Source organism: Leifsonia sp. NPDC058248 (assembly GCF_042881905.1).
GTDB lineage: Bacteria > Actinomycetota > Actinomycetes > Actinomycetales > Microbacteriaceae > Leifsonia.
On the sequence record NZ_JBHVXB010000016.1, the window covers coordinates 1 to 26,072 of the forward strand.

General features: G+C 68.9%; 32 protein-coding genes and 1 tRNA gene. 17 read left to right on the forward strand and 16 right to left on the reverse strand.

Annotated elements, in window-relative coordinates; all coding sequences use genetic code 11:
• Positions 1 to 17 precede the first annotated feature (17 nt).
• A complete protein-coding gene (locus ACFVV5_RS18780; RefSeq protein WP_387247251.1) occupies positions 18 to 434 on the reverse strand; it encodes a 2'-5' RNA ligase family protein in 417 nt (138 codons plus the stop codon).
• Between the two features lie 50 nt (positions 435 to 484).
• Positions 485 to 1,234 carry a phosphoglyceromutase gene (locus ACFVV5_RS18785; protein WP_387247161.1) on the reverse strand — a complete coding sequence of 250 codons (750 nt, stop codon included), beginning with the start codon at positions 1,232 to 1,234 and terminating at the stop codon, positions 485 to 487.
• A gap of 36 nt (positions 1,235 to 1,270) precedes the next feature.
• Here ACFVV5_RS18785 and ACFVV5_RS18790 point away from each other — a divergent pair, with 36 nt between their 5' ends.
• Positions 1,271 to 2,107, forward strand: a complete 837-nt coding sequence (locus tag ACFVV5_RS18790; RefSeq protein ID WP_387247163.1) for a class I SAM-dependent methyltransferase — start codon at positions 1,271 to 1,273, stop codon at positions 2,105 to 2,107.
• A 39-nt stretch (positions 2,108 to 2,146) separates the two neighbouring features.
• On the opposite strand, the gene ACFVV5_RS18795 is transcribed toward ACFVV5_RS18790, so the two are convergent.
• From ACFVV5_RS18795 to ACFVV5_RS18805, 3 genes are all read right to left on the reverse strand, one after another.
• Positions 2,147 to 3,310, reverse strand: a complete 1,164-nt coding sequence (locus ACFVV5_RS18795; protein WP_387247165.1) for a YgfZ/GcvT domain-containing protein — start codon at positions 3,308 to 3,310, stop codon at positions 2,147 to 2,149.
• Positions 3,310 to 3,906 carry an FABP family protein gene (locus ACFVV5_RS18800; RefSeq protein ID WP_387247167.1) on the reverse strand — a complete coding sequence of 199 codons (597 nt, stop codon included), beginning with the start codon at positions 3,904 to 3,906 and terminating at the stop codon, positions 3,310 to 3,312. Before ACFVV5_RS18800 ends, ACFVV5_RS18795 begins: the two co-directional genes overlap by 1 nt.
• 140 nt (positions 3,907 to 4,046) lie before the next feature.
• Positions 4,047 to 4,358, reverse strand: a complete 312-nt coding sequence (locus ACFVV5_RS18805) for a hypothetical protein (RefSeq protein WP_387247169.1) — start codon at positions 4,356 to 4,358, stop codon at positions 4,047 to 4,049.
• Between the two features lie 97 nt (positions 4,359 to 4,455).
• Between ACFVV5_RS18805 and ACFVV5_RS18810 the strand changes: the two genes are divergently transcribed.
• From ACFVV5_RS18810 to pstB, 8 genes are all read left to right on the forward strand, one after another.
• Positions 4,456 to 5,148, forward strand: a complete 693-nt coding sequence (locus ACFVV5_RS18810; RefSeq protein ID WP_387247171.1) for a DNA-binding response regulator — start codon at positions 4,456 to 4,458, stop codon at positions 5,146 to 5,148.
• A complete protein-coding gene (gene mshD / locus ACFVV5_RS18815; RefSeq protein WP_387247173.1) occupies positions 5,117 to 6,061 on the forward strand; it encodes a mycothiol synthase in 945 nt (314 codons plus the stop codon). The genes ACFVV5_RS18810 and mshD overlap by 32 nt, the downstream gene beginning before the upstream one ends.
• A 45-nt stretch (positions 6,062 to 6,106) precedes the next feature.
• Positions 6,107 to 8,305 carry an RNA degradosome polyphosphate kinase gene (locus ACFVV5_RS18820; protein ID WP_387247175.1) on the forward strand — a complete coding sequence of 733 codons (2,199 nt, stop codon included), beginning with the start codon at positions 6,107 to 6,109 and terminating at the stop codon, positions 8,303 to 8,305.
• On the forward strand, positions 8,302 to 9,237 hold the full coding sequence (locus ACFVV5_RS18825) for an NUDIX domain-containing protein (RefSeq protein WP_387247177.1): 936 nt from the start codon (positions 8,302 to 8,304) through the stop codon (positions 9,235 to 9,237). Before ACFVV5_RS18820 ends, ACFVV5_RS18825 begins: the two co-directional genes overlap by 4 nt.
• A 159-nt stretch (positions 9,238 to 9,396) precedes the next feature.
• Positions 9,397 to 10,491: a phosphate ABC transporter substrate-binding protein PstS gene (gene pstS, locus ACFVV5_RS18830; protein WP_387247179.1), complete on the forward strand. Its 1,095-nt coding sequence runs from the start codon at positions 9,397 to 9,399 to the stop codon at positions 10,489 to 10,491.
• A gap of 81 nt (positions 10,492 to 10,572) precedes the next feature.
• Positions 10,573 to 11,523 carry a phosphate ABC transporter permease subunit PstC gene (gene pstC / locus ACFVV5_RS18835; protein WP_387247181.1) on the forward strand — a complete coding sequence of 317 codons (951 nt, stop codon included), beginning with the start codon at positions 10,573 to 10,575 and terminating at the stop codon, positions 11,521 to 11,523.
• A complete protein-coding gene (gene pstA / locus ACFVV5_RS18840; protein ID WP_387247183.1) occupies positions 11,523 to 12,608 on the forward strand; it encodes a phosphate ABC transporter permease PstA in 1,086 nt (361 codons plus the stop codon). Before pstC ends, pstA begins: the two co-directional genes overlap by 1 nt.
• Positions 12,609 to 12,642: 34 nt before the next feature.
• A complete protein-coding gene (gene pstB / locus ACFVV5_RS18845; protein ID WP_387247185.1) occupies positions 12,643 to 13,422 on the forward strand; it encodes a phosphate ABC transporter ATP-binding protein PstB in 780 nt (259 codons plus the stop codon).
• A gap of 143 nt (positions 13,423 to 13,565) precedes the next feature.
• Here pstB and ACFVV5_RS18850 read toward each other — a convergent pair whose 3' ends face one another.
• The 3 genes from ACFVV5_RS18850 to ACFVV5_RS18860 all read right to left on the reverse strand — a co-directional run bounded on the left by ACFVV5_RS18850 (position 13,566) and on the right by ACFVV5_RS18860 (position 15,793).
• The gene (locus ACFVV5_RS18850) at positions 13,566 to 14,309 is read right to left on the reverse strand and encodes an anti-sigma factor domain-containing protein (protein ID WP_387247187.1); all 744 of its coding nucleotides are present in this window, start codon (positions 14,307 to 14,309) and stop codon (positions 13,566 to 13,568) included.
• Positions 14,306 to 14,866 (reverse strand): sigma-70 family RNA polymerase sigma factor, encoded by a 561-nt coding sequence (locus tag ACFVV5_RS18855; protein WP_387247189.1) that lies wholly within the window; start codon positions 14,864 to 14,866, stop codon positions 14,306 to 14,308. Before ACFVV5_RS18855 ends, ACFVV5_RS18850 begins: the two co-directional genes overlap by 4 nt.
• Positions 14,867 to 15,163: 297 nt before the next feature.
• Positions 15,164 to 15,793 (reverse strand): DNA-directed RNA polymerase subunit beta, encoded by a 630-nt coding sequence (locus tag ACFVV5_RS18860; RefSeq protein ID WP_387247191.1) that lies wholly within the window; start codon positions 15,791 to 15,793, stop codon positions 15,164 to 15,166.
• A 127-nt stretch (positions 15,794 to 15,920) separates the two neighbouring features.
• On the opposite strand from ACFVV5_RS18860, the gene ACFVV5_RS18865 reads away from it, so the two are divergent.
• A tRNA-Lys gene (locus ACFVV5_RS18865) sits at positions 15,921 to 15,993 on the forward strand.
• A gap of 116 nt (positions 15,994 to 16,109) precedes the next feature.
• On the opposite strand, the gene ACFVV5_RS18870 is transcribed toward ACFVV5_RS18865, so the two are convergent.
• On the reverse strand, positions 16,110 to 16,808 hold the full coding sequence (locus ACFVV5_RS18870) for a class I SAM-dependent methyltransferase (RefSeq protein ID WP_387247193.1): 699 nt from the start codon (positions 16,806 to 16,808) through the stop codon (positions 16,110 to 16,112).
• Entirely contained in the window at positions 16,805 to 17,272 is a 468-nt protein-coding gene (locus ACFVV5_RS18875; RefSeq protein WP_387247195.1) for an SRPBCC family protein, read from the reverse strand. The genes ACFVV5_RS18870 and ACFVV5_RS18875 overlap by 4 nt, the downstream gene beginning before the upstream one ends.
• Positions 17,273 to 17,462: 190 nt before the next feature.
• Between ACFVV5_RS18875 and ACFVV5_RS18880 the strand changes: the two genes are divergently transcribed.
• Together ACFVV5_RS18880 and ACFVV5_RS18885 are read left to right on the forward strand one after the other, a co-directional pair.
• The gene (locus ACFVV5_RS18880; RefSeq protein WP_387247197.1) at positions 17,463 to 18,218 is read left to right on the forward strand and encodes a class I SAM-dependent methyltransferase; all 756 of its coding nucleotides are present in this window, start codon (positions 17,463 to 17,465) and stop codon (positions 18,216 to 18,218) included.
• A gap of 97 nt (positions 18,219 to 18,315) precedes the next feature.
• Positions 18,316 to 19,986, forward strand: coding sequence for a CDP-alcohol phosphatidyltransferase (locus ACFVV5_RS18885; RefSeq protein ID WP_387247199.1), 1,671 nt, complete (start codon positions 18,316 to 18,318; stop codon positions 19,984 to 19,986).
• A 1-nt stretch (position 19,987) separates the two neighbouring features.
• On the opposite strand, the gene ACFVV5_RS18890 is transcribed toward ACFVV5_RS18885, so the two are convergent.
• Both ACFVV5_RS18890 and ACFVV5_RS18895 read right to left on the reverse strand, forming a co-directional pair.
• Entirely contained in the window at positions 19,988 to 20,326 is a 339-nt protein-coding gene (locus ACFVV5_RS18890) for an ATP-dependent DNA ligase (RefSeq protein WP_387247201.1), read from the reverse strand.
• A 134-nt stretch (positions 20,327 to 20,460) separates the two neighbouring features.
• Complete coding sequence (locus ACFVV5_RS18895; RefSeq protein WP_387247203.1) at positions 20,461 to 20,625, reverse strand: hypothetical protein; 165 nt, start codon at positions 20,623 to 20,625, stop codon at positions 20,461 to 20,463.
• 200 nt (positions 20,626 to 20,825) lie between these two features.
• Here ACFVV5_RS18895 and ACFVV5_RS18900 point away from each other — a divergent pair, with 200 nt between their 5' ends.
• On the forward strand, positions 20,826 to 21,599 hold the full coding sequence (locus tag ACFVV5_RS18900) for an SDR family NAD(P)-dependent oxidoreductase (protein ID WP_387247205.1): 774 nt from the start codon (positions 20,826 to 20,828) through the stop codon (positions 21,597 to 21,599).
• A 65-nt stretch (positions 21,600 to 21,664) separates the two neighbouring features.
• Positions 21,665 to 22,288 (forward strand): LysE family translocator, encoded by a 624-nt coding sequence (locus ACFVV5_RS18905; protein WP_387247207.1) that lies wholly within the window; start codon positions 21,665 to 21,667, stop codon positions 22,286 to 22,288.
• A 67-nt stretch (positions 22,289 to 22,355) separates the two neighbouring features.
• Here ACFVV5_RS18905 and ACFVV5_RS18910 read toward each other — a convergent pair whose 3' ends face one another.
• The gene (locus ACFVV5_RS18910) at positions 22,356 to 22,529 is read right to left on the reverse strand and encodes a DUF3263 domain-containing protein (RefSeq protein WP_387247209.1); all 174 of its coding nucleotides are present in this window, start codon (positions 22,527 to 22,529) and stop codon (positions 22,356 to 22,358) included.
• 36 nt (positions 22,530 to 22,565) lie between these two features.
• The gene (locus tag ACFVV5_RS18915) at positions 22,566 to 23,165 is read right to left on the reverse strand and encodes a DUF4232 domain-containing protein (protein WP_387247211.1); all 600 of its coding nucleotides are present in this window, start codon (positions 23,163 to 23,165) and stop codon (positions 22,566 to 22,568) included.
• Between the two features lie 129 nt (positions 23,166 to 23,294).
• Here ACFVV5_RS18915 and ACFVV5_RS18920 point away from each other — a divergent pair, with 129 nt between their 5' ends.
• Positions 23,295 to 24,389 (forward strand): calcium:proton antiporter, encoded by a 1,095-nt coding sequence (locus ACFVV5_RS18920; protein ID WP_387247213.1) that lies wholly within the window; start codon positions 23,295 to 23,297, stop codon positions 24,387 to 24,389.
• On the opposite strand, the gene ACFVV5_RS18925 is transcribed toward ACFVV5_RS18920, so the two are convergent.
• On the reverse strand, positions 24,386 to 24,694 hold the full coding sequence (locus ACFVV5_RS18925; protein WP_387247215.1) for a DUF1905 domain-containing protein: 309 nt from the start codon (positions 24,692 to 24,694) through the stop codon (positions 24,386 to 24,388). The two genes, ACFVV5_RS18920 and ACFVV5_RS18925, sit on opposite strands and share 4 nt — an antisense overlap.
• 88 nt (positions 24,695 to 24,782) lie before the next feature.
• Between ACFVV5_RS18925 and ACFVV5_RS18930 the strand changes: the two genes are divergently transcribed.
• A complete protein-coding gene (locus ACFVV5_RS18930) occupies positions 24,783 to 25,175 on the forward strand; it encodes a DUF1801 domain-containing protein (RefSeq protein ID WP_387247217.1) in 393 nt (130 codons plus the stop codon).
• Positions 25,176 to 25,201: 26 nt separating this feature from the next.
• Positions 25,202 to 25,372, forward strand: a complete 171-nt coding sequence (locus ACFVV5_RS18935) for a hypothetical protein (RefSeq protein WP_387247219.1) — start codon at positions 25,202 to 25,204, stop codon at positions 25,370 to 25,372.
• Between the two features lie 23 nt (positions 25,373 to 25,395).
• Here the strand turns inward: ACFVV5_RS18935 and ACFVV5_RS18940 are convergent, their stop codons facing one another.
• Entirely contained in the window at positions 25,396 to 26,016 is a 621-nt protein-coding gene (locus ACFVV5_RS18940; RefSeq protein ID WP_387247221.1) for a TetR/AcrR family transcriptional regulator, read from the reverse strand.
• Between the last annotated feature and the right edge of the window lie 56 nt (positions 26,017 to 26,072).

Sequence of the window (26,072 nt, forward strand, 5' to 3'; positions counted from 1 at the left end):
CGGCTCAGGGCGACGGCTCAGCCGGTGAGCGGGACGCGCGCGGCGACGCGGCGCGAGCCGCGGGCGCCGGCCGGCGAGCGGTCGACGAGCGCGAGCTCGCCGATCGTGAACGTCTCGCCGGGCCGGAGGCGCGCGCTGCGCTGAGCGGTCGCGTGAGGGCGGTAGCCGGCGCGGATGTGGCGCTGGTCGGCGACGCGGACGCCGGCGGATTCGAGAGCGTCGATCAGCGCGGCATGCAGGGCGAGCAAGTCGTCCGCGGGCCGGATGAGCGTGACGGGCACCGTATGCCCGGCTCCGAGCAGCGCTTCGTCCCCGGCTGTCACGGTGACCGGCCGGGCCGGCGGGAACGACGCGACCACGGCATCCGGAGTCAGCTCGGTCTCGAACGGCGGCACGAGCGTGACGTGCAGAGGCCAGTCGGACGCCGGAAACAGGTCGTCGCCGCGCTCCGTGAGGAACGCGACGACGACGAAACGGTTCGTGGCTACTTGGTGCCCTGCGCGGCGACCGCTGCGGCACCGGCGGCGGCGGCCTCCGGGTCGAGGTATTCGCCGGGGGCGATCGGAACGAAGTCCTCGTCGAGCCGGTAGACCAGCGGGATGCCCGTCGGGATGTTGAGCTCGGCGATGGCGTCGTCGGAGATTCCGTCGAGGTGCTTCACCAGTGCGCGCAGCGAATTGCCGTGCGCGGTGACAAGCACCGTCTTGCCCGCCGCGAGGTCGCCGGTGATGTCGGACTCCCAGTAGGGCAGCATCCGGTCGATCACGTCTTTGAGGCACTCGGTGCGGGGCAGCAGGTCGCCGAGGTCCGCGTAACGCGGATCGTGCGCCTGCGACCACTCGCTGTCGTCGGACAGCGGCGGCGGCGGAACGTCGAACGACCGGCGCCACAGCTGGAACTGCTCCGGACCGAACTTCTCGAGCGTCTCTGCCTTGTCGAGCCCCTGCAGCGCGCCGTAGTGACGCTCGTTCAGACGCCAGGAGCGCTTGACGTCGATCCAGAGCCGGTCGGCGACCTCGAGGGCGAGGTTGGCGGTCTGGATCGCGCGGGTGAGCACCGAGGTGTAGAGGATGTCGGGGCGCAGGCCGGACTCGGCGAGCAGCTCGCCCGCGCGCGTTGCTTCGGCGACGCCCTGCTCGCTCAGACGGACATCCACCCAGCCGGTGAACAGGTTCTTCTCGTTCCAGGTGCTCTGGCCGTGGCGGAGGAGGATCAGTGTGTAAGGCGCGGACATGCCTTCTAATCTATCGGGGTTTGGGAGACTGGTCGTATGGCATCGGCAGGCGTGATCGGCACGGTCACCCGTGGTACCACCAACACGAATCGACTCCGCCGCGTCGACCGGTGGATCGCGTCGTCGCCGGTGCTGCGCCGTGCATCCGACCCGCTCGTGGTCGACCTCGGCTACGGGGCGAGCGGGGTCACGGCTCTCGAACTGCACCAGCGCCTGGCGAAGGCGCGACCGGATGTGGAGGTGCTCGGTCTCGAGATCGAGCCCGGCCGGTTGCGCACGGCTCTCGACCAGCTGGCGATCGTTCGTGCGGGCGGCACAGGGTTCGCTCCGGATGCCCGGATCGGCTTCGCGCTCGGCGGGTTCGAAGTGCCGCTTCCGGGTGACCGGCGAGCCGCGATCATCCGGGCGTTCAACGTCCTCCGTCAGTACGACGAGCCGGAGGTCGTCCCTGCCTGGCGTCGCCTCGTGACCCGCCTGCAGCCGGACGGGATGCTCGTCGACGGGACCTGCGACGAGATCGGGCGCATCGCGAGCTGGGTGGATGTGTCCGCCGACGGTCCGCGGCATCTCACGATCTCCCTGCGGCTGGCCGGGCTGGAACTGCCGTCGGTGGTCGCCGAGCGCCTGCCGAAGGTGCTGATCCACCGGAACGTCCCCGGCGAGCCGGTGCACGAGCTCATGCGCGACCTCGACCGGCTGTGGCGGGTGCATTCGCCGCTCGCGGCCTACGGTCCGACGCAGCGCTGGATCGCCGTGGCGCAGGGGATGCGCGACACGGGCTGGCCGGTGCGCGCGAGCAAGGCGCGCTGGCGGCTCGGCGAGCTCACCGTCGACTGGGCGGCCGTCGCGCCGGCCGGTTTCGTCTGGCGCTGACGCGCAGCGGTCGGCGCGGGGCGCCGCGCGGCGCGCCACTCAGGCGCGCGGCTGGCGCGTGACCGCGCCGAGGCGCGGCAGGCGCGGAACGTGTGCTTCGGCCCCGGCCTCCGGGGGCACCACGATCTCCTGTGCGGCGGCCACCAGCGTGCCGTCGGCGTCGACCGTGAGGGTGGCGCCCGCATCCGTCGACCGCTTCACGACGGCGAGCGCGATCGGGCCGAGCTCGTAGTGCAGCGCGCTCGACGTCACCAGCCCGACGTCGCGGCCGTCGAGCGAAACCACGGCACCGCGGGCCGGATGCACGCCCTCCGAGCCGTCGAGGTGCAGCATGACGAGGCGGCGCGGCGGGTGGCCGAGGTTGTGCACCTTCGCCACCGTCTCCTGGCCGCGGTAGCAGCCCTTCGTCAGGTGCACGGCCGTGCGGAGCCAGTCGAGTTCGTGCGGGATGGTCTTCTCGTCCACCTCGGTGGCGAACCGCGGGCGCCAGGCGGCGATGCGGAGCGCCTCGAGTGCGAGCAGACCGGCGGCCGGGAACTCGCCCGAGGCGACGCGCGTGACCAGCGAGGGGAGCGCATCCCGTGGCACGAGCCGCTCGCTGTACGACCACGAGGCTCCCGGATGCTCGCCCTGGGCGTACTGATGGCCGCCGGGAGTGACCGCGTGCCAGGGGTCGCGCCAGATGAGGGGCACGCCGTTGGGCGCCGCGATCGGCAGCGCCGGTTCGCCGAGGGTGCCGATGGTGGCGAGGTCGGCCGTGCGGTCGGCGAGTTCGACGCGCAGCATGAAGCGCATCCGGTCGAGCCAGGCGAGCAGTCCCTGCGCTTCGTCGTGTTCGACGAGCATCCAGAGGGCCTCGCCGTCGTCGAGCAGGCGCACGGCGTATTCGAGTCGGCCGGTCACGTCGAGCAGGAGGGTCTCCGTCGACTCTCCCGGCTGCAGGCCGAGCAGGCTCTGACTGGTGAGCGAGTTCAGCCAGCTGAGCCGGTCGGGACCGGTGATCGTGAGGACGGAGCGGTCGGAGAGGTCGACGATCGCGCCGCCTTCGACGAGCGCGCGCTGCTCGCCGAGCGGGTTGCCGTAGTGCGCGGGGATGCCGGCGTCGCGTCCGGAACCGGCGGCGGACCCGGCGGAGCCGACTCCGATCCCGGCCGTGTCGACGGCACCGGGCAACGACAGGAAGGGCGAGACGGTGGAGGCCATCACTCGGCCTTGGCCAGACGGGCCGAAGCATGCGTGCGCAGCTCCTGGCCGAGCGCGGCGATGTCCCAGGCCCAGAGCAGGTGGTTCTCCACCAGGCCGTACAGGCGCGTGGCGGCGGTGTATTCCTTGGCGCCGGCCGTGCGGAGCACCGCGTCGGTCGTCAGGTCGATACGCGGTCCCGCGACCTGGCCGAGGTAGATCTCCGAGACCCCGTCGGGGTGGATCATCGCGACGTCGATGTCGAAGCCGCCGTGCGAATTGCGCAGCGCCTCGACCGACTGCGCGGTGGTGAACGGCTGGGATCCGACGCCCGGCAGCATCGCCGGGCCCGAGTCGCCTTCGATCAGCTTGCGGCTGAGCCGCCAGTAGCCGGTCTCTGCCGCGAGCGGGGTGTGGGCGTCGTCGAGGACCCACGTCGACGACGTGTAGTTGAGGTACGGCTGGCCGTCGTGGCTGAAGCTCGCGCGCTGCCCGAATTCGAGCTGCGTGTGCTCCTCGCCGACGGCGTAGTCGAGCACGCCCGTTCCCTCCCACACACCCAGGAGCCAGGAGAGGGGGACGAGTTCGGCGGGAAGGTCGGTCGGGATCTCGATCATCGAACCGTGACGCTCCTAGCGCTGCCCTCGGAAGAGGTTGTAGACGACGACCACGGAGACACCCGCGATGGCGAGCGACGCCAGTGCGAGTAGTCCGACGAAGAAGAGTTCGAGGGCAACGAGCATGGTGACGAGTCTACCTACTGCGCGGCCGCCACGAGGGCCAGGATGCCCCCGGTCACGCCCAGCACGACGAAGGCGCCGGCGACGCTCGCGGCCAGGCGATCGACGAATCCGTCTTTCTGCTGGGTCGCGAGCTGGGCGACCAGCGCACCGAGCACGCAGCCGGCGAGCGCGAGCGACAGCCAGGTAGCGTACTGCTCCTTCTGCGATACGACGGCGATGAGGATGGCGAAGACGAGCGCGAGCAGCCAGATCGCGCCGACACTGCCGAAGCGCGCCCCACGGGACAGGCGGGGCTGGTCGCCGGGGGCGGGAGTCGTTTCGGTCACTCCCCCATTCTGCCCCCACCGCACGGGTGGAAGCGGAGGAGATGGGCGGTATTGCATTTCCGGTAGCATTGCGGCACAGCACGTTCAGGAGGCTTGAGTGGCGCAGTTGTTGATTCTCACCTCTGCGCCCGACGCGGAGGTGCTGCCATCGCTCGCACTGCTGAGCCATCGCACCCGGCAGATCCCGGCTGAGCCCGCCGCGCTGGTCAACGCGCCGAGTTGCGACCTGATCTTCGTGGATGCCCGGCGCGACCTGGCCAGCGCCAAATCGCTGTGCAAGATCCTCACCACCACCGGCATCACGGTGCCGCTGCTCCTGGTGCTCACCGAAGGCGGACTCACGGCGGTCAGTGCCGACTGGGGCGTCAACGACGTGGTGCTCGAGTCGGCGGGTCCTGCCGAAGTGGATGCCCGCATCCGGCTCGCGATCGGTCGCCAGACCCAGGAGCACTCGCAGACCAAGATCCAGGCGTCCGGGGTCACGATCGACGAGGCCAGCTATTCGGCCAAGGCTCACGGGCGGCAGCTCGACCTGACCTTCAAGGAGTTCGAGCTCCTGCGGTTCTTCGCCACGCATCCGTCGCGCGTGTTCACCCGCGAGCAGCTGCTCAGCGAGGTCTGGGGCTACGACTACTTCGGCGGCACCCGTACCGTCGACGTCCACGTGAGGCGGCTGCGCGCCAAGCTCGGCGACCTCGAATCGCTGATCGGAACGGTGCGCAACGTGGGGTACCGCTTCAATGTGTACGAAGAGGACAATGAGCGACTCCCTACGCCTCTCCGTCCCTGACTTCCGCGATCCGGGGCAACGAGCCGCGTTCTTCGATGTAGCGGAGGCGGCGATCGACGTCGACGGCTACGACCCGTTCAACGAGCAGGCCAGACTCGACGTGGAGTCGGGCCGCCGCTCGCCGATCGTGGTCACCCTGTGGCCACGCGAGTCCGAGACACCGCTGGACCGTCCGGTCGGCGCGGCCATCCTCGGACGCGGCGAGCTCGACTTCGTGATCGATCCGCTGTACCGCGGCAAAGGGTTCGGCGAGCTCGCCGTGCGGGGGCTGCTCGCCACCGCGCGCGGAAACCTCACGGCCTGGTCGCACGGCGATCACCCGGCGGCGCGACGGCTGGCCGAACGTCACGGGTTCGTGCTCGACCGCACTCTGCTGCACCTCGAGGCGCCCCTCGCCTCGCACCCCGCCTCTTCGCACGACACGGCACCGGATGCCCTTCCCGCCGGTTTCACCCTCGATTCCATGCACGTCGGGGCCGACGACGAGGAATGGGTCGAACTCAATGCCCGCATCTTCGACACGCATCCCGAACAGGGGCGGCTGAGCGTCGACGACCTGAAGGCGCGGCAGGCCGAGCCGTGGTTCGACGCCGGCGACGTGCTGATGCTGCGCGACGCATCCGGGCGCCTGGTCGGCTACGACTGGGTGAAGGTGGAGCCGCGCGCATCGGAGGGCGAGATCTACGTGCTGGGCGTCGACGCCGACGTCGCCAGGCGCGGGCTGGGCCGTGCGCTGCTGCAGGCCGGCCTCACGCGCCTGGCGGATCGCGGCTGCGAACGAGCCGGACTCTATGTCGAGGCCGACAACGCAGCGGCCGTGCGTCTATACCGTTCGGCGGGATTCGCCGAGCACACGATCGACGTGCAGTACCGGCGCACGATCGACCCGTGCGATCCGTTTATCCACAGTTAACGCCAGGCGGTGCCCCTGCCCTTCGCCGGGTGCAATGATGTTGGGATGGACGGCGACAACACCCTTCTCGACACCGGACTGAGCGGCGCGTTCGGCAGCGACTTCGACGACGACTTCGCGCCGTTCGTCTACGAACCCGACCCCACGCTGCCCGAAGACCGCTACCTCGACCGCGAGCTCAGCTGGCTCGCGTTCAACCAGCGGGTGCTGGAGCTCGCCGAAGATCCGAGTCTCCCCGTCCTGGAACGCGCGAACTTCCTCGCCATCTTCTCCACCAACCTCGACGAGTTCTTCATGGTGCGCGTGGCCGGCCTCAAGCGCCGCATCGCCACCGGGCTCGCGGTGCCGACCAACGTCGGGCGCGCCCCGGCCGATGTGCTGGCCGACATCTCGGAGAAAGCGCACGAACTGCAGGCACGCCACGCGGCCGTCTATCGCGACGAGGTGCTGCCCGCCCTCGAAGAGGCCGGAATCACGGTCGCGGCCTGGGCCGACCTCGACGAGGCCGACCGCGCCCAGATGCGCGACATCTTCTCGCAGCAGATCTTCCCGGTGCTCATGCCGCTCGCCGTCGACCCGGCGCACCCGTTCCCCTATATATCGGGGCTTTCGCTCAACCTCTCGGTTCGCGTGCGCAACTCCCGCACCGGCAAAGAGCAGTTCGCCCGGCTCAAGGTGCCGCAGATGCTCCCGCGCTTCGTACGCATCGACCAGCGCGAGACCGTCGACCAGATGCGATTCATGGCGCTCGAAGACCTGATCGCCAACCACCTCGGCGACCTGTTCCCCGGCATGGAGATCCTCGACCACCATGTGTTCCGCGTCACCCGCAACGAAGACGTGGAGGTCGACGAGGACGAGACCGAGAACCTCATCCAGGCGCTCGAACGCGAGCTGCTGCGCCGTCGGTTCGGGCCGCCCATCCGGCTCGAGGTCACCGACGACATGGACGATGTCACCCTCGGACTACTGGTGCGCGAACTCGACGTGACCGAGCAGGAGGTGTACCGGCTCCCGTCCCCCCTCGACCTCGGCGGTCTGTTCGTCCTGGCCAAGATCGACCGTCCCGACCTGCATTACCCCAACCACGTCCCGACCACACCTGCGCAGCTGATGCCGCGCGAGCCCAACGCCAAACCCGATGTGTTCGCGGCCGTCGCGCGCCAGGACATCCTGCTGCACCACCCGTACGAGTCGTTCGCGACGAGCGTGCAGGCGTTCCTCGAGCAGGCCGCTGCCGACCCGCACGTCCTCGCCATCAAGCAGACGCTCTACCGCACGTCGGGCGACAGCCCCATCGTCGAGGCACTGATCGACGCCGCCGAGTCGGGCAAGCAGGTGCTCGCCCTCGTGGAGATCAAGGCGCGGTTCGACGAGCAGAACAACATCTCGTGGGCGCGCAAGCTCGAGAAGGCGGGTGTGCATGTCGTCTACGGGCTCGTCGGCCTCAAGACGCACTGCAAGCTCGCGCTCGTGGTGCGCGAAGAGAAGGGCGTGCTCAAGCACTACAGCCACATCGGCACCGGCAACTACAACCCCAAGACGTCGCGCATCTACGAAGACCTGGGGCTCCTCACCGCCGACGACCAGGTGGGCAAAGACCTCACGCGCCTGTTCAACGAACTCTCGGGCTACGCGATCGAGAAGAAGTTCAAGCGGCTGCTCGTGGCTCCGCTGCACCTGCGCAAAGGACTCCTCAAGCGCATCCAGACCGAGACGCTCAACGCCGAGGCCGGCAAGCCCTCGGGCATCCGGATCAAGCTGAACTCGATCGTCGACGAGGCGATCATCGACGCGCTCTACCGGGCGAGCGAGGCGGGGGTTCCCGTCGATCTGTGGGTGCGCGGAATCTGCGGGCTGAAGCCGGGGCAGCCCGGGCTGTCGTCGAACATCCGCGTGCGCTCGATCCTCGGCCGGTACCTCGAGCACTCGCGCATCTTCTCGTTCGTCAACGACGGCGACCCCCAGGTCTACATCGGCAGCGCGGACATGATGCACCGCAACCTCGACCGTCGCGTCGAAGCGCTCGTGCGCCTCGTCGATCCCGAACACCTCCGCGACCTCGACTGGCTCTTCGACCGTGCCTTCGACGAGCGCACGTCGGCGTGGACCCTCGGGCACGACGGCGTCTGGATCCGCAACAACCTCGACGAGAACGGCCAGCCGCTCGAAGACCTGCAGAAAAAGCTCATACAGCAGATCAGCCATCGTCCGCGCGCGACCCGCACTGGAACCAGGCGGTGAACTCGGCCATCTACGCCGCGGGCGCCGTGTGCTGGCGTGTCGTGGACGAGAAGATCGTCGTCCTCGTCGTGCATCGCACCAAATACGGTGACGTGACGATCCCCAAAGGCAAGGTCGACCCCGGCGAGACGCTCCCGCGCACCGCGGTGCGCGAGATCCTGGAAGAGACGGGACTGGTCGTCGGCCTCGGAGTGCCCCTCGGCGTCTCCACGTACCCGCTGGCGAGCGGACGCGACAAGATCGTGCACTACTGGGCAGCCGAAGTGACCGAGAAGGCCATCGCGCGTTCGACCTTCGTGCCGAACGGCGAGATCGCCGCCCTCGAGTGGGTCACCATCAAGAAGGCCCGCGGCTACCTCACCTACGAGCGCGACGTCGAGATCCTCGACGAGTTCGCCCGGCTCGTGCGCGCAGGCGTCACCTCGACGTTCGCACTCGTCGCCCTCCGTCACGGCAAGGCCGCGCCGCGCGGCGACTGGAACGCCGACGACGCCGCACGACCCCTCACCGATCGCGGCATCAAGCAGGTGTTCGCCGACGTGCCGACGCTGCAGGCGTGGAAGCCGAGGCGCATCGTCACGAGCGACGCGGTCCGCTGCGTCGCGACGGTCGCCCCTCTTGCGGCCGCCACCGGCATCAAGCCGCAGAAGGAGCACGGGCTCAGCCAGGACGCCTACGAAGAAGGACAGGCGAGCGTGCGCGAGATCGTCGGCAAGCGCGTGCGATCGCGCAAGTCGGCCGTGCTGTGCAGCCACGGTCCGGTGCTTCCCGAGATCATGCGGGAGATCGCACTCGCCACCGGCACCATGCCGGGCGCCTACCTCTACGACGCCGCCGACCTCGACACCGGCGGCTTCTCCGTCGTGCACCTCTCGGCGACGAACCCCAGCTCGGGCATCATCTCGATCGAGACGTACGCTCCCGTCACCTAGCGCCGGGCAGTGTTTTCACGCAGTTCCACTCCAAGAGCACACCCCTCGTTAACCTCCCGTTTACCAATGCGGGGGACTCTGGTCAGACATCGGGAATAGCGTCATGCGCGGGTCGCACCGACCCCGTCCTGTTGTTACTGATCCCCGGAAGGGACAACTGTGAAACTCAAGCGTTTTGGCGCTCCTCTGGCCATCCTGGCCGCCGCCGCCATTTCCCTCACCGCCTGTGCGTCGAACGAGGGCAGCACCCCGTCGACCACCACGGCCGCTCCGTCGAACCTCTCCGGCACGTTGAACGGCATCGGCTCCTCCGCCCAGGGCACCGCCCAGACCACCTGGATCGCCGGCTTCCAGCAGGACAACCCCAAGGTCACCATCAACTACGACCCGCAGGGTTCCGGCGCAGGCCGCACCAGCTTCATCTCGGGTGCAGCCGACTTCGCCGGCTCCGACGCCGCCCTCAAGGACACCGAGCTCGCCGGCACGTTCGCCGGTTGCGCCGCGGGCACCAAGGGCATCGACCTCCCGGTCTACATCTCCCCGATCGCCATCGCGTACAACGTCGACGGCCTCACCGACCTGAAGCTCGACGCCGCGACCATCGCCGGCATCTTCAGCGGCGCCATCAAGACCTGGAACGACCCGAAGATCGCGGCCCTCAACTCCGGCGCCACGCTCCCCTCGGCCCCCATCACGGTCGTGCACCGCTCCGACGACTCGGGCACCACGCAGAACTTCACCGACTACCTCGCGGCCAACGCGCCCGAGGTGTGGACGAAGCCCGCCGCCCAGACGTTCCCCTACCAGGTCGGTGACGCAGCCAAGGGCACCTCGGGTGTCGCCACCGCCACCAAGGGCGCGAAGAACTCGATCACGTACATCGACGAGTCCGGTTCGGCCGGCCTCAGCATCGCGCAGCTCAAGGTCGGAGACAACTTCGAGAAGATCAGCGCCGACGGTGCAGCCGCTGTCGTCGCCGCGTCGCCCATCGCCTCGGGCCGCGAAGCCAACGACCTGGCCATCCAGATCAACCGCAAGGACACCAGCAAGGGTGCCTGGCCGCTGGTCCTGGTCAGCTACGTGATCGCCTGCCAGGAGTACAAGGACTCCGCCAAGGCCGACCTCGTCAAGGGCTACGTCGACTACATCGTGAGCGACGCCGCCCAGAAGGCCGCCGCCGACCAGGCCGGATCGGCGCCGCTGTCGAGCGACCTGTCCTCCAAGGTCAGCAAGGCCGTCGCGACCATCAAGTAGTACCTCCGCCGCTCGGCCTGGGCTGATAATGAGCCCAGGCCGAGTGGTGCTTACAGCCCGAACCCGATGAGAGAAACAGGAATGACTGCCGGAACAGCAGTAGCTGCCATCAAGCCGAAGGCGAAGGTTCGCCTCGGCGATCGCGTTTTCTCCACCAGCACCGTCGTGGCAGGGTCCCTCATCCTGGGCGTGCTCGCCGCCGTCGCGATCTTCCTCATCATCCAGAGCATCCCGGCGCTCTTCGCGAAGCCGGGCACACTCCCCAACGACGCCCCGAACTTCTGGTCCTACGTCTGGCCGCTCGTCTTCGGCACCGTCTGGGCGGCGCTCATCGCCCTCATCATCGCGACGCCTCTCTCGATCGGCATCGCGCTCTTCATCTCGCACTACGCCCCGCGACGCGTCGCACAGACGCTCGGCTACATCATCGACCTCCTGGCAGCGGTGCCGTCGGTCGTCTTCGGCCTCTGGGGCATCGCGACGCTCGCCATCTTCGTCCAGCCGTTCTACGTGTGGCTCGGCGAGAACCTCGGCTGGATCCCGCTCTTCGCGCCCCCCGTCTCCGGCACCGGCCGCACGATCCTCACCGCGGCGATCGTGCTCGCCGTGATGGTCATCCCGATCATGACGGCCATCTGCCGCGAGGTCTTCCTCCAGACGCCGCGCCTCCACGAGGAGGCCGCGCTCGCGCTCGGCGCGACCCGCTGGGAGATGGTCCGGATGGCCGTGCTGCCGTTCGCCCGCTCCGGGATCATCTCGGCCATCATGCTCGGCCTCGGGCGCGCACTCGGCGAGACCCTCGCCATCGCGATGGTCCTCTCCCCCGCGCTCATCGTGAAGTTCGCGGTGCTTCAGGCGCAGAGCCCGAACACCATCGCCGCGAACATCGCCCTGCAGTTCCCGGAGGCCACCGGCGTCTCGGTGAACGCGCTCATCGCATCCGGTCTCGTGCTCTTCGTGGTGACCCTGCTGATCAACATGCTCGCCCGCTACATCGTCAACCGCCGCAAAGACTTCTCAGGAGCCAACTGATGACCACAGCGACGCTGAACCGGCCGATGGCCAACTCGCTGACCGCAGGCAAGCTGCCCCGCGGCTCGGCGTGGATGATGCTCGCCGGCTCCTGGGTGGTGTTCGGCGGGGTCTTCGCGATCCTCGCCGCCAGCGGAGCCACCAAAGACTTCAACATCGTCGGCGCGATCTTCTTCGGAACCGTGCTGTTCGACGTCGTGATCTACTGCACGTCGCTGCTCGTCGAAGGCACCCGCAAGGCGAAGGACCGCCTGGTCACCTCCCTGGTCGCGACCGCGTTCATCATCGCGCTCCTCCCCCTGATCTCGCTCGCCTGGACCGTGCTCGTCAGCGGTCTCGCCCGCTTCGACATCACGTTCTTCTCGGAGTCGATGCGCAACGTGATCGGCGACGGCGGCGGCGCGCTGCACGCCATCATCGGCACCCTGCTCATCACCCTCATGGCGGCGATCATCTCCGTGCCGATCGGCCTGCTCACCTCCATCTACCTCGTCGAGTACGGGCGCGGGATGCTCGCCCGCGGCATCACCTTCTTCGTCGACGTCATGACGGGCATCCCGTCGATCGTCGCCGGCCTGTTCGCCTACGCGCTGTTCGCCCTGTTCTTCGGGCCGGGCGTGCGCAACGGCTTCATGGGATCGATCGCCCTCTCGGTGCTCATGATCCCGGTCGTCGTGCGCTCGAGCGAGGAGATCCTGCGGCTCGTGCCGAACGAACTGCGCGAGGCCTCGTACGCGCTCGGCGTCCCGAAGTGGCTGACCGTGCTCAAGATCGTGCTGCCGACCTCGCTTGCGGGCCTCACGACGGGCGTCATGCTGTCCATCGCGCGTGTGATCGGCGAGACGGCGCCCCTGCTGATCGTCGCCGGCTTCACCACGAGCATGAACTACGACCTCCTCTCCGACCGGATGATGACGCTGCCGGTCTTCGTGTACACGCAGTACACGCAGGCGGCCGGCCTCCACGCCCAGGCCTCGGTCGACCGCGCCTGGACCGGCGCGCTCACCCTGATCATCATCGTGATGCTGCTCAACCTCGTCGCCCGCATCATCGCCAAAGCCTTCGCCCCCAAGTACGGCCGCTGATCCGCCCGTCCTCCCGAACCCAAGGAACCAACACGTGTCCAAGCGCATCGAAGTCAACGACCTCAACGTCTACTACAGCAGCTTCCTGGCGGTCGAGGGCGTCTCGCTCACGATCGAGCCCCGCACCGTCACGGCGTTCATCGGGCCGTCCGGCTGCGGAAAGTCGACGTTCCTCCGCACGCTGAACCGGATGCACGAGGTGATCCCCGGCGCTCGCGTCGAGGGCGAGGTGGCGATCGACGGGAACAACCTCTACGGCCCCGGAGTCGACCCCGTGCTGGTCCGCCGCCAGGTGGGCATGGTCTTCCAGCGTCCCAACCCGTTCCCGACGATGTCGATCCGCGACAACGTCCTCGCCGGCGTGAAGCTCAACAACCGTCGCATGTCGAAGTCCGAGGCGGACGACCTGGTGGAGTCGTCACTGCGCGGAGCGAACCTGTGGAACGAGGTCAAGGACCGTCTGTCGCTCCCGGGCTCCGGCATCTCGGGCGGCCAGCAGCAGCGACTCTGCATCGCACGCGCGATCGCGGTCTCCCCCGACGTGCTGCTGATGGACGAGCCGTGCTCGGCCCTCGACCCGATCTCCACGCTCGCGATCGAGGACCTCATCGAGGAGTTGAAGAACGACTACACGATCGTCATCGTGACCCACAACATGCAGCAGGCGTCACGCGTCTCGGACCGCACCGCGTTCTTCAACATCGCGGGCACCGGCAAGCCGGGCAAGCTGATCGAGTACAACGACACGAACCTGATCTTCTCGAACCCGAGCGTCCAGGCCACGGAAGACTACGTCTCCGGCCGCTTCGGCTGATCCCGCGCTCGCGCAGCGCGCTGCGCGCGCTCGCGCCGGCGCCCCCGTCATCGAGTCCGGACGTGATTGTTCGAAACCGCGCGTTTCGACCCATCACGTCCGGACTCGACTGCGTAGACGGCCGGCTGCGAGGGCGCGGCCGGCTAGGACGCGATGGCGACGATCGGCTTGGTCGTGGGCTGTTCGGAGCCGCCGCGCGGCTCGACGGTGACGCCGACGGCGTCGCCGGCCGACATCGTGCCGGTGAGCACCCGCCAGGTGGCGCCCGAATCGGACGCGTTCATCGTTCCGGCCGGGGTGGCCGCGCCGTCGCGCAGGTACCAGAGCTCGTAGGTCTTGTCGTCTGGGAGGACGGGCAGGTCCTTCGCGACCAGCGCCGACTTGCCCAGCTCTCCCGACCACACCAGCGTGGCCGTTCCGCCGCCGTCGACGTCGGCCGTCGCATGCTGCACGTCGGGGGCTGCGTTGATGGTGGCGAGCGCGGCCGCCTGCTGCGCCTGGAACGACGTGCTGCCGGCGATCGTGCTGCCGAGCAATACCCCGCCGACGAACAGGACGATCGCGGCCGCGGCGGCGGAGACGATCACCACCGGGCGCGAGAACCAACGCGCACGCGCCTTGGTCCCGGCAGGGGTCTCCACAGGCGCGGGCGCAGCGGGCGCGACGGGCGCGATGTCGGCGGGCACCGCATCCGGAACCGCACCGAGCTGCGGGGTGGACGCCAGCTGGGCGAACAGGTCGGCCTTGAGGGACGGCGGCGGCGTCACCGGTTCGGCGGCGAGGCCGAGGTGGGCGGCGACGTCTTCGAAATCGCTGGCCTCGTCGGGGGTGTCGGCGCCGAGGTCGTAGCCGAGGCGCGGTCGAGTGCCGTTTTCGCGGTCGCTCATGACGTCACCCCCAGTTCCTCTCGTAGCCGTATCATCGCATCGCGGAGCCGAGTTTTCGCTGTGCCGAGAGGGATGCCGAGCTGCCCCGCCACCTCGCTCTGACTGAGCCCGCCGAAGTAGGCGAGCATCACGGCTTGGCGCTGGGTGTCGGACAGTTTGGCCATCGCCACCTCCACCCTTTCGTGCTCCACCCGCACCTCGACGGTCTCCGCCACCTGGTCGAAGCCGACGGGGATGTCGCGGATCCCGACCGCCGTGTCCCGGTTGCGCGCGGCTTGCGCGGCACGGACCCGGTCGATCGCACGGCGGTGCGCCATCGTCATGATCCACGTCAGCGCTCGACCCCTATTCGGATCGAACCGGGAAGCGGATTGCCAGACCTCGAGAAAGACCTCCTGCGCCACCTCCTCGGACTGCGCCGGGTCGACCAGCACACGCCGGATGAGTCCCAGGACGCGCGCCGCCGTGCGGTCGTACAGCTCGGAGAAGGCGTCCCGGTCGCCGGTGGCCGTGAGTCGCAACAGGTCGTCGAGTGACACGGCTTCGGCGTCGGTCACGTCGTTCCCGCTCTCTTCCGGCACAGTTCCAGCAATACAGGTTCCGGCTTCGACGGGCAAGAACGCCCTGACGAAGCCTGGACACCACGACGACTGTACCCGTCAGGCGAAAAAGTGCCAGGCCGCAGAACGCCTCTCGGCGCGAGGCCGCTCGGAGCGGCTAATTTTGGAGCCCGGGGTTACTGCGGCCCGGCTTCATCAATGGTACCCGAGGCCGCCGGATGCTCACACGGCGTGGCGTTCGCGGCCCGAGAACACGGATGCTCCGAGCATCCGGGCACAGCGTGCCGTCGTGGCCTAATCGAGCGACTCGTGCCGCCAGAGCCGGGCGCACGACGTGAGCTCCTCGGCGGTTCGCGAGAACCGGAGCGCGCGCGTGGTGAGCTCGCTGGCCCGCTCGGGCTGGGTCGCGTCCTGGTCGTCGGCGACGGATGCGCATCCGGCCGCCGTCACACGGCAGAAGGCCGCAGCCCGGTCGAGCGCCACGGCGAAGTCGCCCTCGAACAGGCCGCGCAGGATGCGGTCGGCCAGCTCGGTGATCTCGTCCGGCCCGGTCGGCGTGGACGCGCCGGCCACGACAGGGTCGATCGTGGGGACGATCTCGCTTCCGCGCTGGAACAGGAAGCTCGTGCCCACCGGGTCCTGACGGATGAGGAGTCTCAGCAGGTAGATGCGCCACAGGGCTCCGGGCAGGCTGCGCGCGTTCGACCGCGCCCAGAGTTCGGCGATCGCGTCGATGCCGTGCGCGTCGGTGAACTCGACCAGCCGGTCCACGATCTGCGCATCCGGGTCGGCGCGAACGCGGTTCAGCAGGGCGTGAGCGGTCTCATGCGCCACGCGACTGATCTGGGCAGGGTCTTCACCGCCCATGAAGGCTTCGAACATCCCGCTCGGGAAGGTCGTCGGCTTGTGGAAGTGCTCCGTCATGCACTCCATTCTGCGCTCGTCGTGCGCGGACTCGAAATCGTTCGGGCGTCCGGATGCCGTGCCTGCCCTGCGTCGGCACCGGGTGCGCACGAAGCGGCTTCGAATTCACGGTAGATTAGTCGGGTATGGGCCTGTAGCTCAGTTGGCAGAGCATCGGACTTTTAATCCGCGGGTCGTGGGTTCGAGCCCCACCGGGCCCACCCAGAGGATCATCGGGATCCACTCCACATCAGGTCGAACTTGGCGATTTCGGGATTACCCGCACGTCGCGCATGACTCCGGATCCCCCCTGTGACGTGGCGGCATACTCGCCGATTCAGCGCCCTCCGGTCGCGTCGGCGGAGGGTCCGCGGCCGGACCCGCCGGCGAGGAATGCGGTCCCGAAGAACAGCTCCGTCCAGGAGGGATCAGCCAGCGCTTCGCGCGTGGCCGCGCGGATGGTCTCCCAGGGACGGCGCACGATCCACTCGTCGAGGGAGGCGGAAGTCGGCACCACGGCGGTTCCCAACCGCGACAGCCAGTCGGGCGTCCAGTCGGGGATCTTGAGATCGAGCACCGCCCAGCGGCCGCCGCCGGTGAGGGCCGCAGCGCCGTGAGCGATGACCTGCTCGCACCCGGGCACCTGCGTGAGGGCGTAGGTGGACAGGATCGCATCGACCTTGCCAGGGAAGCCGAACTCGGCGGCGTCGGCCTGGACGAGGCTGACGTTGGTCCAGCCGTTCGCCTCGACCCGGTCCCTGGCACGGGCGAGCATGGCGTCGGTCAGATCGACGCCGACGATCCGGCCGTCGGGACCGATCGCCTCTTGGACCAGCGCGAAGTTCAGGCCTGTGCCACAAGCGATGTCGACCACCGTGTCGCCTGCGCGGAGGCCGAGAGCGTGCACAGCCCGCACGCGCTGCCCCTGCTGCGGGTAGCCGGGCGCCGGGTAGAGCCGGGAGGTGACGTCGTAATGCTTGGCCTTTTTGCGGTAGGTCGCGATCAGGCGCTCTCGGATCCGGTCGGCCTGGCTCACGGCGACCCCGCGCCCGCCTGCACGTCGGACTCGACCGCGGCCTTGATCGCCGCCATCTCGATATCGCTCACGCGCTGAACCTGCCCGTGGAGCGAACGGCCGGGGGCGACGCGCATGATGTTGGCGAGATCGACCTCGACCCACATCATCGCGTTCGTGTGCCCGTCGCCTTCCGGCTCGAATTCCATTCCCCAGCGGGCAACTGACGTTCCCATCGTGCCGGCGAACGCCATGGCACTTGGTGGGTCGACGACGGTCACGAGCTCACGCCGGCAGTGATTGAACCCCAGGTCCTTCGCCCGCTGGTCCACCCACGCTCCCGGCCGCAAAGTACCGCCTCCGCGAATCCGGCATTCGAGCACCGTCGGCGCCCACTCCGGCCAGCGTCCGACGTCACACAGATAGGCCCACACGTCACTGACGCTCGCGGCGACTGTGATTCGACTCTCGGTTCTGATCGTCATGGGGCCGGCTTCGGATTATGAGTTCCGGTTGCTTTCGGGTCTCGCGCCTACGTGCTCATCATAGGATTACGTGGCTCGGAAGCGCATCCGCGGGTCCTCTGAGCCGCGATGGATGATGCGCGATACTGGTTGTCATGTCGCTGCCGCGAGGTCGTGTGCTGTGGCGTCGGTGCCTCCGCCGGGAGCCGTTGTGAACCGACGCGCCGACGTCGACGCCGCCCTGCACGATGCGCGGGTGGCGGCGCACCTGCCCGGCCAGTTCGTCGGCCAGGAGAGCTTTATGACGGCCGACGCCATCCTCGCCCTCGCCCGCAGCGCAGGCATCGACGCTGACCCGCGCGTGCTGGATGCGTGCTGCGGCACCGGCGGCCCCGGCAGGCATATCGTCCGTACGTTCGGTTGCGCCTACACCGGCGTCGATGCGGATGCCGAGGCCGTCGCGCTGGCCAGGGAACGCGGCGGCGGACTGCCGTGCGCGTATGCCGTGCACACCGTTCCGCCGTTGCCTATCGGCACTTTCGACGTCGTACTTCTGCTGGAGACCGTGCTGGCGTTCCCCGACAAGCGCGGACTCGCGGCGGCAGCCGCCGCGGCGCTCGAGCGCGGTGGCCGGTTCGCCTGCACTCTGGAAGAGGGGATGCCGTTGACACCCGCCGAGATCGCTGTGACGCCGGACGCCGACACCGTGTGGCCCGTGCCGCTGGCCGATTTCACCACGGTGCTGGCCGACGCCGGGCTTGCCACGGTATCGGTTCAGGAGCACACTCCGGCGCATCTGCGTGTGGTGATGGCTCTGCTGGCGCAGTTCACGGCGAATCGCGACTCCATCGCGGCGTCGCTGGGCACGACATTCACCGATGATCTTCTCGCGTCACATCGGCTGTGGCGGGACTGGATGGCGTCCGGTCGCATTCGCAAGTTCGCGCTGGTGGCACGGCGCGTATAGGCACGCCCGTCCTCTGACCGATTGAACCTTTTCTGCGGCTCGCCCGTGTCGTTAAGGGGTGTCAGCCGGTGGAGGCTCGGAACGGAAGCAGGCATGCATGAGTGAAAGCGACCAGGACCTCCAGGCGGGCCGGCGAGAAGCGCGAAAAGGTTCGGTGCGTCGTACGACCGTGACGATCATCGCCGTCGTCGTGCTGTGGCTGGCACTGGTGTCGCCCGGCCAGTACTCCGCGTGGGGCATCCAGGACTTTCTGCGACTGCCGCTCGAGGCCCTGGCGCTGGGGGTTGTCGCCCTGTTCCTTCCGCGCAGGGTGATGCGCGTCGTCGCCCTGGTCTTCGGCGTGCTGCTGGCCGCCATCGTCCTGCTGCGCGGGCTGAACCTGGGCTTTCGCGGCGTGCTCACGCGGCCGTTCGACATCGTGGACGACTGGTCGTACCTGCGCGACGGCGCCGAATCGCTCGCCACGATCGCCGGTCCTGTCGTGGCGGTGCTCGCCGTCGCCGCCGCCATCGCCGTGACGGTCGGAATCTTCGTCCTCGTGCCATGGGCGTCGATGCGCGTCGCCGACGCCGTGGGCCGACAACGCGCCCGGGCAGTGCCGGTTCTGGCGACACTGGTGGCAGGGTGGGTGATCCTGGCGGCCACCGGCGTGGGCTGGCCGCACGGGTACTACACGGCGGTGCTCGCCAGCGACGCCACCGCCCGGATGGCGTGGGAGACGGCGCAGGTCGCACCCGACGACCTCGCCGACCGGGCGACCTTCGCGCGCGAAATCCACACCGACCCGGCGGCCACCGTGCCGGCGTCGAGTCTCGTCGCCGGTCTCGCCGGCAAGGACGTCTTGCTGGTGTTCGTGGAGAGCTACGGGCGTGTGGCGCTGGACGACCCGCAGCTCGCGCCGACGGTTCGCTCCACGCTGACGACATCCGACAAGCAGCTATCGGCGGCCGGGTTCTCCGCTCGCAGCGCATGGGTGGACTCGCCGACGTTCGGCGGCGGCAGCTGGCTGGCCCACTCCACCGTCGAGGCGGGGCTCTGGGCGAACAACCAGCGCCGCTACGACCAGCTCTTGGCCGCGCACCGCATCACGCTCTCGAGCGCATTCGGCGACGCCGGTTGGCGCACGGTGTTCGATGTGCCGTCCACCGACCGGCCGTGGCAGCAGGGCGAGCCGTTCTACGGGTACGACACGCTGTACACGAAGCTCAACGTCGGCTACCACGGCAAACAGTACGGCTACGCCACGATGCCCGACCAGTTCATCTACCATGCGTTCGCGCAACGTGAGCTTTCGCCCGGGCACCGCAAGCCGGTGTATGCCGAGATCGACTCGCTGTCCAGCCACTTCCCATGGACGCAGCCGCCGCCCCTGGTCCCGTGGAACACGATCGGCGATGGGTCCGAGTTCGCCGGCCCCGTCGCCTCGACGGCGAGCCCACGTGTGATCTACGCGCGCACAGTCGCGTACGCCATGCAGTCCCTCACGCAGTTCGTCACGAACAGCCACGACCCGAACCTCGTCGTGCTGGCCATGGGCGACCACCAGCCCAACAGTTCGGTCACGCGCCCGGGCGCCAGCCACCAGACACCGGTCATGCTCATCACGCAGGACAAGGCGGCGCTCGACGCAGCCGGCACGTGGGGCTGGAACTCCGGCCTGGAGCCGGCATCCGATGCCCCGGTGTGGCCGATGAGCGCGGTGCGTGACAACCTCTTCTCCGCGTTCGGAACGAGCCAGGCGCACGCAGCAGTGACGGGAGCACACTGAATCAGGTGTATTCGCTGACCTTGCGGACGACGGTCTCGGGGTCTGGCGTCGTCTCCTCTTCGACGACGAGCAGACCCGACGTCGCGTTGGCCGTGTCGGCCAGCCGGGCGAGCCACGGGCGGCTGATCGCCCCCTGGCGCGGACCTTCGAACTTGAAGAACAGCGGGATGGAGGCGTCGAGCCAGATGGCGCTCCGTCCCTCGCCGAAGCCTTCGGGATCCTGCCACGACATGGCGAATCCCTCGCGTCGCCGCAGCTTGTTCACGATCACCACTTGCAGGTGGGCCAGCAGACGATCGGGGAAGTCGATCCTGGTGCCGGCGTAGGTCAGAGTACCCATCGTTCTCATCTCCTCAGGGGTCCGAGAGGAGGGCAAAACGACCGCGGGAGCGAAGCTCAGCGTGTGTCCGGACAGATCCACTGCCAGTATGCGCGCGGAGGCTGTGAGAAACGGCGATATGCACAGGTAGCACGTCAGCGGCCATGTCCGAAGAGGCGCGCGAAAAAGCCGGGGCGCGGAGCCGGCCGCGGCGCGGGCGGCCGTTCGGCCGGAATGAAGTCGACCGTGCCGCAACTGCCGCAGTCGATGTAGAACTCGTGCACCGAAAGGTCGACGCCGACGTAGGGGTTGCGCTTCACGGTTGCGGGAGCCCCGCACTGCCGACAGCGCGTAGCAGTGACCGAATCGTCCACCGTTCCGATGTTCCTTTCGACTGGCGGGTTGATTCGGGTTCCCACGTGCAGAATACGCCCAGCGCACCGTCTTTGCCGTCGTTGACAACGCGTTCGGGCATCCAGCACTGTTGTGCGTAGCGCGCTGGGCGACCGAAGGGCACACGATGAGTACTGAGGGCAAAGTCGCGATCGTCACCGGAGCGAGCCGAGGCATCGGCCTGGCGGTCGTGAAGCGTCTTGTGGCCGACGGATGCACGGTGATCGCCGGTTCGCGCTCGTCCAGCGCCGAGTTGGATGAGTTGGTGAGCGGGGGCCGCGTGCGTTTCGCCGCGGCGGACCTCTCCCAGCCCGGCGCCGCCGAACAGCTCGCTGCGGCGGCCGGCGACCGGATCGACATCCTGGTCAACAACGTCGGCGCGACGAAGAGCCGTGTCGACGGCTTCCTGTCGATCACCGACGACGACTGGCTGACCTCGATGACACTGAACTTCTTCGCGGCCGTGCGGATGACGCGCGCCGCGCTGCCGACGATGCTGGCCGCGTCGAGCGGCTCGATCGTGAACGTGTGCTCGGTGAACGCCTTCCTCCCCGACCCGGGAGTGATGGACTACAGCGCGGCGAAGGCGGCCCTCCTCAATTTCGCGAAGTCGCTCTCGAAAGAGGTGGGCCCTCACGGCATCCGGGTGAACAGCGTCGACCCGGGACCGGTCGCCACCGACCTGTGGCTGGGCGCGACGGGGGTCGCCGAGACCGTCGGCGCTGCGCAGGGGGTTTCTCCACAGCAGGTCGCCGAGAGCGCGCTCTCCACCACGGCGACGAAACGGTTCACGCAGCCGGACGAGGTCGCCGACGTGGTCGCGTTCCTCGCGGACGACCGCCTGCCCAATCTGACCGGCTCCGCGATCACGATCGACGGCGGCCTGACCCAGACCCTCTGAGTCGGCCCGGCCGCCGCCTGCGACCCACGCGGCGGCCGACGGCGGACCGCACCTAGACTGTGCGCATGAGCGCGACCTCGATCCTCGCCTTCGCCGGCTTGTGCACCCTCCTGGCCCTCACTCCCGGGCCGGACACGTTTCTCGTGCTGCGCTACAGCCTGGTCCGGATGCGCGCGGGAATCGCGGCGTCGATCGGGTCGGCGATCGGGTCGCTGATCTGGGCCGCGGCTGTGGCGTTCGGGCTGGCGGCGCTCCTCGAGCAGTCGGCCGAGGCCTACCGCGTGATCAAGATCGTGGGCGGCCTCTACCTGGTCTACCTCGGCGTCAGCGCATTCCTCGCCTCCCGCAAGGGTGCGGGCCGGCTGGAGCTCGAGCCGCCCCGCGTGCGCTTGCACTCGAGCATGCTCGCCGGTGCCGTGTCGACCCTGCTGAACCCGAAGGTCGGGCTGTTCTTCCTGGCGGTGGCGCCGCAGTTCATCCCGCCCGACAACGCCTCGATCGGAAACACGATGCTCCTCGGCGCCGTGGATGCCCTGGTCGCGCTCCTGTATCTGGCCATCGTGTCCGTGCTCGCCTCCCGGGCCGTCCTGTGGCTGCGGCGGCCGCGGGTCACGAAGACGCTGGAACGGGTCTCGGCCGCAGTGCTCGCCGCTCTCGGCGTCGGTACGATCGCCACCAGCGTCGAGTAGCGACCGGCAGCGAGCAGCGGCGACCGTCACGGCAACGAGCAGCGGCCGACGGCGGGCGCCGGCGCCGTCAGGCCGCGTCGGCGTGCGACTCGCGGCGCAGCAGTTCACCGACGAGCGCGCGATACTGCGCAGGCTCCAGCCCGAAGGTCCGACGGATCGCCTCGTCTTTGACAGACGGATCGGCCGTCTCGGGGTGCTCGGCTTCGAAGATCAGGAGAAGTCTCTCGCGCGGCGTCGGCATGGTTCCAGTGTGCCGGGAACCCCTGACATCGGAGGGTCAGCCAGCGGCGAGCGCGCCGACCGTCAGCAGCCCGATCGTCGGCACCGTGCAGGCGGTGTAGTTCGTGTCCTTGATGAACAGCGATTCGGTCGATCCCGGCGGGTACACCCGGAAGCCGTCCGCCGCCTTCGGCTTGCACTCGTCGTCGGAGTAGTTGCCGGCCTGGGTGATCTTCAGCGGCGCCTTCGCGGTGCCGCCGGCGGCGAGCGTGACCGTCGGATGCGGCGTCGAGCGATCGAGGTCCGCCGCCTTGCCCAGCTGGGTGCCGTTGCCGTCTCCCACGAACGAGACGCCCGGCCAGCCCTGCAACTCGCACGGGGCGGCACCGTTGTTGGTGAGCACGATCGTCACGCCGACGCTCCCGGCGGCTCCGCCCGCGCCCTGCCCGATGGCCCCGGAGAGGTCGGAGGTGGCGCACTGACCGTCGATCGGCGTCGCCGTGCTGCTCCCGGTCGGGCGCGGAGTCGACGACTCGCTTGCCGACGTGTCCGACGAGGACGATGACGGCGAGACCGAGCCTGAGGCAGAGCAGGCGGTGAGAGCGAGGGCGACGGCGGCCGTGAGCAGGGACGCGCGAACGAGTCGAGAGGCGGTCATTCCCCCATCTCACCATCCCGGACGCCGAATGACGGCGAACGACGGGCACCCGTTTCCAATCCGATACCGAGCAGCCCCGGACGCACACCGCACTCGTCGCCCTCTCGCGACGGCTGCCATGATGGGTGGATGAGAGCCTTCGCCGCCTGGGCCGTCCGATTCTGGCCGATCGTGGTGCCCGCCGTCGGCGTCGTGCTCCTCATCGCCGTGTGGAACGTCACCCTCGGACCGGTGCTGGTCGCGATCGTCGCGATCGTCCTCGCCGGCACTGTCCTGGCGGCGGTGCAGCACGCCGAAGTCGTGGCGCACAAGGTCGGCGAGCCGTTCGGCTCCCTGGTGCTCGCGGTCGCCGTGACCGTCATCGAGGTCGCCCTGATCGTAACGCTCATGACGAGCGGTAAGGATTCGTCCACGCTCGCCCGCGACACGGTCTTCTCGGCGGTGATGATCACGATGAACGGAATCGTCGGGCTGTCACTGCTGCTCGGAGCATCCCGTCGCACCACGACCAGCTTCAACGCCGAAGGAACCGGGGCGGCCCTCGCGACGGTCACGGCGCTGGCCACCCTCACCCTGGTGCTCCCGACCTTCACCCAGACTCCCGGACCCCAGTTCTCGCCGAGCCAGCTCGTGTTCGCCGCCATCGCATCCGTCGCCCTCTACGCCATGTTCGTCTTCACCCAGACCGTGGCCCACCGCGACTTCTTCCTGCCCGTCAAAGCCAACGGGACGCCGGTCGACGACGACAGCCACGCCGAGGCCCCCTCCACCCGCACGGCGCTCACCAGTCTCGGCCTGCTGGTGGTCGCGCTGATCGCCGTCGTCGGGCTGGCGAAGCTGGAGTCTCCGTCGATCGAGGCCGGCGTGGCGGCCATCGGATTCCCGCAGTCGTTCGTGGGCGTGGTGATCGCCCTGCTCGTGCTGCTGCCGGAAGGCATCGCAGCGGCGAAGGCGGCGCGCCGCAACCGGATGCAGACCAGCCTCAACCTGGCGCTCGGCTCGGCGATGGCCAGCATCGGCCTCACCATCCCGTCGATCGCGATCGCCTCGATCTGGCTCACCGGTCCGCTCCACCTCGGGCTCGGGGCGAGCCAGATCGTGTTGCTCGCCCTGACCGTGATCGTCAGCGTGCTGACGGTCGTCCCCGGTCGCGCGGCGCGCCTGCAAGGCGGAGTGCACCTGGTGCTGTTCGCCGCGTTCCTGTTCTTGTCGATCGTGCCCTAGCTGCCGCTGGGCCGGAGGCTCACCGTCACTTCGTCACCCTCGCCCTTGCCGATCGCGGCCCGCAGTGCCGCCCCCAGTGGCAGCATATGGGTTCCATCTCCCAGCGGGAGAAGTGTCGCCTCGACCGGATGCCCGTCCACGGCGCCGGCCACCCGGACGGGACGACGCGTGCGGAAGTGACCGGCGGATTCCGGCACCACCACGATGGTCCAGCCGTCGGGCTGCCGATCACGCCGGATGACCGCACTGAACCCGATCTCGCCGGGCCGCGCGTCATCGCCGCGAGGCGCGTCGTCGTCGCTCATGCTGCCATCCTGCTGCAGCGGCGCACCCGTCGTCGAGCATCCGGAACCCGGCCGGGCGCGACGGCAGCAGCGGGGCTAGCCTGTCGGCATGAGCTACGCGAAGGATCCCCGCGTCGACGACTACATCCGTGCGCAGCCGGACTGGCAGGCGGCCCTGCTCGCCCGGCTGCGCGACCTCATCCACGAAGCTGACCCCGGCATCGAGGAGACCGTCAAGCGCACCGTGCGGCCGTACTTCGTGCTGGACGGGAACGTGTGCGCCTTCCTGGCGGCCAAGGACCACGTGAATCTGTTCGTCTACGACGGCGCGATCGTGCCCGACCCCACCGGGCTGATCACCGCCGGTCAGGGCAACCTGACGGCACGGACCATCGGGTTCCGCGAGGGCGACCCCATCGACGAGGCGGCGCTGCTGCCGTTCCTGCGACAGATCGTGGCGAACAATCGCGCGGGAGGGTGGCGCAAGCTCAAGCAGGAGTAGCAAGCTGGACGACGGAGGTGGTCACGATGACAGAGCGAGAGCCGATCGAGTACCCCGATGAGGCGGGCTATCCCGACGGGAGCGGGTTCCTCGACGAGGGGACCGCGAAAGGCCCGACGGTGCCGGCCCTGGACGATCTCGAGGAGTTCGCCGACTCGGACGAAGAGGACGACGAGGAGCACGAGCCGAACCTCTGACGAGGACCGCGCATCTGCGTCGTCTAGTCGGCGTCGGCTCCTGCCGCGACTGCGGCGTCGAACAGCTGCGCGGCGGCGAGCTTGGCCGCGAGCGGAGTCCCGCCGCACATGGCCGCGCTGGCCGCGGCGCCGTCGAACAGCAGGGTGAGCTGCACCGCTAGCACGTGCGCCGAGGCGGCTCCCGCAGCGACGGCCTGGCGTTCGAAGAAGTCGGTGAGCTCGAGCTTGAAGTGCTGGGCGACCAGAGCGGCCGGATGCTCGCGATCGCGCAGCTCGGTGGCCACGTTCACGAACGGGCAGCCGAAGAAGTCCCCGGCCTCGGCCGCGGTGTGCAGGGCGTCGTAGACGTAGAGGACGCGCTCACGCGGGGGCAGAGCGTCGGTGGTGTCGAAGTAGGTGGCGACCACGCGCGGACCGTACTCGCGCAGCATCTCGGCGACGATCGCATCCTTGCTCTCGAAGTGCTGGTAGATGGAGCGTTTGGAGACGCCCGCCTCATCGGCCAGGCGATCGACCCCGACAGCGTGGATGCCGTCGCGCACGAACAGACGGGCGGCCGCGTCGAGAACGCGTTCGCGCGGCTTCGGCTTCGGTGCAGGCTGGGGCGCAGCCTGCGTTCCCGGGTCCGCCATGCTGAGAGTCATGGGTCGATTCTAGGGCGGGCATTGCAATAAGTAAACCGATCTGTGTATTGTCGGTA